At 71.4% G+C, this 5,468-nt stretch carries 5 protein-coding genes; 1 reads left to right on the forward strand and 4 read right to left on the reverse strand.

The window, feature by feature from the left end:
- From Q7W29_01065 to Q7W29_01080, 4 genes are all read right to left on the reverse strand, one after another.
- The coding region (locus Q7W29_01065; protein ID MDO9170406.1) for a carboxypeptidase-like regulatory domain-containing protein at positions 1-2,678 on the reverse strand (2,678 nt) is incomplete at its 3' end.
- A complete protein-coding gene (locus tag Q7W29_01070) occupies positions 2,675-3,508 on the reverse strand; it encodes a fimbria/pilus periplasmic chaperone (GenBank protein MDO9170407.1) in 834 nt (277 codons plus the stop codon). The genes Q7W29_01070 and Q7W29_01065, both read right to left, overlap by 4 nt.
- A 169-nt stretch (positions 3,509-3,677) precedes the next feature.
- Positions 3,678-4,163: a hypothetical protein gene (locus tag Q7W29_01075; protein MDO9170408.1), complete on the reverse strand. Its 486-nt coding sequence runs from the start codon at positions 4,161-4,163 to the stop codon at positions 3,678-3,680.
- Between the two features lie 141 nt (positions 4,164-4,304).
- Positions 4,305-4,802, reverse strand: a complete 498-nt coding sequence (locus Q7W29_01080; GenBank protein ID MDO9170409.1) for a DUF4402 domain-containing protein — start codon at positions 4,800-4,802, stop codon at positions 4,305-4,307.
- A gap of 220 nt (positions 4,803-5,022) precedes the next feature.
- Between Q7W29_01080 and Q7W29_01085 the strand changes: the two genes are divergently transcribed.
- Positions 5,023-5,337, forward strand: a complete 315-nt coding sequence (locus tag Q7W29_01085; protein MDO9170410.1) for a hypothetical protein — start codon at positions 5,023-5,025, stop codon at positions 5,335-5,337.
- Positions 5,338-5,468: the final 131 nt, after the last annotated feature.

The following is a 5,468-nucleotide window of genomic DNA, read 5'->3' on the forward strand; positions in this document are numbered from 1 at the left end:
CGGTTGGCCGTCGTCGTCGTCTCGAACTTCAGCACGAAATCGTTCCCCGCCACCACGCCGCCGTCCACGGGCACCGCCGCCGCCAGCGGCGGCGTCGGGCGCAGGTTGCGCCGCGCCAGCGAGGACGCGACCACGTGCACCTCGTACCACCCCGGCGGGATCCCCTGGAAGAGGTAGTAGCCGTCGAATTCGCTGACGGTCGTCTGGATCCGGCGCTGCTTGAGGTCGATGAGCTCGAGCCCGACGTTGCGCAGCGGCGAGCGTCCCGCCGGTGTCTGCAGGAAGACGGTGCCCTCGATGTCGCCCGAGTAGGTGACCGGGAACTCCAGCGCCAGGTGCGCTCCGGGGTGCCCGACGGCCCGCACGGCCTGCAGGGAGGGGATCAGGTAGGGATCCTGGAGCGACTCGACGTCCAGCGTGACGTCGCGGACGTCGTGGGCCGGCAGGTCCGGCAGGTAGGCCAGGCCCAGGCGGTCCGTGCTGGCGTGGCGCAGGGCGCCGCCGCCGGCGAAGCGGACGTCGGGCAGCGGTTCGTCCCGGTCGTCGTAGAGCCCGTTGGCGTTGCGGTCCAGGAACACGCGGGCCGTCGCGCCGTAGCCGCCGGTCAGGCGCGTGCGCTGCACGTGCAGGCGCATCGTCTCCGGCACCTTGGTCAGCGAGGTCGAGACGCCGACGCTGAAGAACGTCTCCTGGCCGGAAGCCCCGTGCGCGCTCAAGGCGACCTGCAGGCCGTCCAAAAGCAGCGTCAGCGAACCGCCGTAGCCGGTCGTGCCGAGGTCCTGGAGATCCCGCGTGACGTGGCCGCCCAGACGCAGGAGGCGCGAAGCCTGCCAGCCGGCGCTGGCGCCGGCCGACTCCAGGCTGAAGCCCGGCGTGATCCCCGACCGCACCTGGCCGCGCAGCAGCAGCGGCCCCCACCAGCTGCTCAGCAGGTGCTCCTGGAACAGACGGCGATCGTCGCCGTCCTGCGCGCCGCTGCGCCGGTAGTCGAGCTTGCCGGTCCAGGTGGCCCGCGACCATCCCGTGGCCAGGCGCAGCACCGCGCCGTCCTGACGCTCGATGCCGCGGTCGGCGAAGGCCGTGGACTGCAGGCGCAGGTCGTAGGAGTAGGGACGCGCGCCCAGGTGCAGTCCGCCGCCCAGGCGCACTGTGGTGTCGCGCGTGCGACGCCGCTGCGGCGTGTTGGCGTCGCTCGTGAAGTTGTGGAAGGTCGCGTGCTCGACCTGCAGCGTGCGACCGAAGAGCCCGCCCTGGACCGCCAGGCTGCGCGCGGAGCCGCCCGCGTTGTCGCTGGCCAGCAGCCCCCGCACCGCGGCGCCGCGCACGACCGCGTCGGCGATCAGGCTGCGGTAGTCGTGGTCGGCGTCCGCCAGCGGCGAGCGCGTCCAGGATCCGGTCAGGCTGAGGCTGCGGGTCACGCCGACACCCGCCTGCGCGTGGCTGGTCCAGCGGCTGCGGCCGGGGGAGTCGGCGAGCTGGTCCTCGCCCGTGATCAGGAAGCGGTCGTCCTGGACGCCGAACAGCTGGTAGCGCACCTCGCCCGGGGCGATCATCCGCTCGCCGACCGTGACGGCGCGCACCTGTTCGCGGGTCTGGCCCTGCGGCCCGTAGGCGACCGTCCGCAGCAGCGTGCGGCCGAAGTTCACCGGGACGTTCTCGAACAGGTAGCGGCCACCCTCGTCCACGACCATGAAGTCCCACAGCACGCCGTCGACGTAGAGTTCGACCTCCCAGCCGACCGGCGCCTCGCCGGGCACGTTCGTGGCGTCGAAGGCCTCGGAGCGGTGCAGCGGGAGGTTGCCGACCGACATCCCGCGACCCAGCTTGCCGCGCAGCACCAGGGGCGTGCTCGGGACATAGAGGTCGCCGAACTGGAACTCCGTGGCGCGCAGGGGGCCCAGCAGCTCCCCGTCGAGGTCGCTGCGGCCGGCGCGCGCGCGGGCCACGCCCAGGAAGCGCTCGCGGTCGACGTGGGCGACCAGGAAGCTGGTCTCCAGGCGGGCCAGGTCGCCGGAGCTCTGCAGGGAGAACACCGGCGTCATGTCGCCGCCGCGGCCGCGGTACTCGACGTTCGCGTCCAGCAGCGGCCAGGTGAACATCTGGTACTCGGCCTTCTGCACCGGGTGCACGGCGCGGGCGGCGACCTGGCTCACGAGCCGCAGGTTGCGGGCCTCCTCGCGCAGGCGGCGCTTCTGGACCGGCAGCGTCTCGCGCGAGGTGATCAGCGCCACGAGCTGCGCGGTGCGCACCTCGATGTCGCAGGGCAGCCACTCCGCCAGGCGCGCCGGCGCGACGTAGATGTCGTCGTCGCCGCGCACGGCCTCGCCCGCGGCCAGCGAGCGGGGCTGGCCGTCGCTGAAGACCTCGCCCGTGGCGAGGTCCAGGCCGAAGGTCCGCGATTCCTCGATGAGCCAGCCCGTGGCGCGGCCGCGCGCCGGCTCCACGTCGATCGCGAACTCGAGCAGGTCGCCGAGCGCGCCCAGCGGCAGCAGCACGCCGCCGGCCTCGTCCAGGTAGGCGGGCATCCCGGCGGACAGCACGGCGCCGTCGAGCCGGATCTCCAGGATCGCGAGGCGGGCCTCGTCCAGGGCCGCGGCGGGCGCCGCCGACAGGCACAGCAGGACCGCGCCGCAGAGGGCGCGGACCGAGGCCGGGCGTCGGGGGACCCGCGGGTTCATCGCGCTGCTTCGCCCCCCTCGCGGTCGCCCGTGACGAATTCGAGGTAGGTGTCGGCCACGAGGTCGCCGTGCCCAACTTCCGTCTCGGCGAAGCGCACGACCAGGCGCCCGCTCCGCGGCAGCTCATCCCGTTCCAACGTCAGCGGCAGGCGGATCACGCGTCGGGGCGTGGGCGTGTAGACCGCGAGGCCCACCATCAGGCCCACGCGGGTCGTGCTCCCGCCGATCTCCAGGTCGACCGACAGGTCGCCGTAGACCGAGCGCTCGCCCGTGCGCTCCAGGACGACCTGGAGCACCCGTTTGCCGTCGCGGTCCGGCAGGCTGTCGAGCTGCGCGGCACCGAGGGTGATCGCGGCCGTGGGGTTGTCGCGGCGGATGATCACCGGGATGCTCGTCTCGATGATCGCCTGGGCGACGATGCGGTCCTGCCGGGCGGCCAGTTCCTCGGCCTTAGGTACCGCGGGGACCGACTGGAAGACCAGGTGGGTGCGCGCCTCGCCGCTCGCCAGTTGGCCTTCGGACGGGTTGCGCAGCATGACCCGGACGGTCTGGCTGCCGTGTGGCGGCACGACGACCTCGCGGGGGGAGTAGCGGATCAGGTCGGAGGCGGGGCGCTCGCCGGGCAGCGGCGACTCGGCGTCGACGATCTGCCCCGTCTCCAGCATCCGCTTGTCCTTGAGCAGGATGCGGTAGGTCGCCGGCTGGTCGCCCTTGTTGCTGAGGTAGACGGTCGCCACGCGGGTGTGCCCGTCGAAGACCAGGCGCGTCGGCGCGATCGACAGGCTGCCGGCGGCGCTGTCCAGAACGGTTCCACCCAGGACGAAACACATCCAGGACGCCGCCACCGCGGCACGACGCCATCGCGACCAAACCATAAGTCATCCTCCCGGCAGTCAATTCCAGGGACAGCGGCTTCAGTCCGGGGAGCGGACGCGGCCCTCCCGACGGCCACAACGCAATGGGTGTGCCACGTCGGCGCCGTCTGCAGAACGGGCGCGTTCAGTTGTAGTTGACGGAGATCGTGTACGCGAGGAGGTGGTCGAGGCCGGGTTCGGCCCGCGAGGCTTGGACCGTCAGGACGGCGCCGAAGCGGATGTTGAGCTGCCCCAGGCCGTTCAGGACGGCGTTCAGCACCGGTGGCTGCCCGGCATTGGTGTTGAAGCCGGCGATCCCCAGCCCGTCGAACTCCGAACCGACGATGTCGAGGCCGAAGGCGGCGAACGGGTCCCCGGTGATCAGGAACCTGCCGCTCGACAGCACGCCCCCGGCGTGGATGCCCGCAGGGTCCGCGACGAGGTTGTCGTTGATGCCGAGCGTCAACGAACCGTTCTGGTCCAGGACCGCGCCGAAATCCATCTGCACGGTCTCGACGATGGCCAGATCGGCGCTTCCCGCCGGAGAAGCGAGCGCCAGCACCGCCAGGAACGGCAGCAGGATCCTGCGGTCGGCCTCTCGACAGTGCGTTTGCGACACCCACCCATGCACGTCGGATCGCTCCTTGCCGTTTCCGTGAATCCTCGAACCGGATCTCAAGGGACAATGGACAAGGGGCAAGGGGCGTGCCATCCGCCGAGCATGCGAAAGGGGAGGCCCGCGGGCCTCCCCTTGCCGGTCGGTCGGGGACGGTCAGTTGTAGGTGACCGTGACCGTGAAGTTCAGCGACTGGTTGGCGCCCGGGGCTGCCACGCCGCTCTGGACGGTCAGGTCGGCGCCGAGGGCCATGGCCAGGTTGCCCACGCCGTTGATCATGACGCCCGCCAGCGGGAAGGTGCCGCCGCCGACGTCGGTCGTGAAGTTCGCCAGCAGCAGACCGTTCGCGTTGGCCGGGGTGATCGCCACGTCGACGGCCTGGCTGGGCTGGCCGGTGATCGTGTAGACGCCGCTGGCCACGGTGCCGCCCTGGTGGATGTTCGCCGGGTCGGCGGCGATCACGTCGTTGGTGTCCAGGGTGATCGTGCCGTCGGCGTCGATCACGGCGCCGAAGTCCATCTCGACGGTCTCGGCGACCGACAGTGCGATGAACACGTCGACCTTCGCGTCCTGGGGCGAATCCAGGGCGAGGGCCTGACTGATGGGGAACGCGACGACCAGCGCCGCCAGGGACAGGAAGGTCAGTTTCCGCATGGTTCTTCTCCTTGAAACGTGTGGTCTCCGTACCCGGAAAACTGTCGCGACGTCGGTTGCTGCCGTGCTCCGGATGCCTTGCGCTGATGGTCTTCGGCCGTGCCGGACGCCGCTTGACAGATTTTTCGGGTGCAATTCACCGCGGCTTGGGCCAGACTCGCAGGGTCGCGGCGACCTGCCGCGCGCCGGAACCGCCCCCCTCGCGCCGGGAGCCCCGTCCGTGAACCGCTGGCCGATCTTGTTGCCGTGCTTCCTGTTGTCCGCCACGACCGCGGCCGTGGCCGGCGAATTCCCTTTCGCCGCCCGGGTGGAGGTCCTGCCGTCGGTCTCCGTCCGCGACGAAGCGGACGGACCCGTGCCGGCCTTCCGGCTCACGACACCGCAAGATCAATGCCTGAACGTCGCCTGGCGACGGGCCGGCGGCGGGTCCGTGGCGCCGATCGCCGCGGTCTTGCGGACCGATGGGGAGCCCACGCACCTGGTGGAGCCACCGGCCGGCGACGGAACCTGGATCCTGGTCGTGACCCTGGAGTAGATCGCCGACTGACGGAGACGGGACGCCGACCGCGAGAAGGAGTCCGCGATGCGCCTGATCGTCCTGTTCGAGGACCACACCCTGCAAGGATTCCGGCCGGTGGGCTGGAGCGTGCCCGTGTACGAGATCCC

It is taken from the genome of bacterium, assembly GCA_030654305.1.
Classification (GTDB): domain Bacteria; phylum Krumholzibacteriota; class Krumholzibacteriia; order LZORAL124-64-63; family LZORAL124-64-63; genus PNOJ01.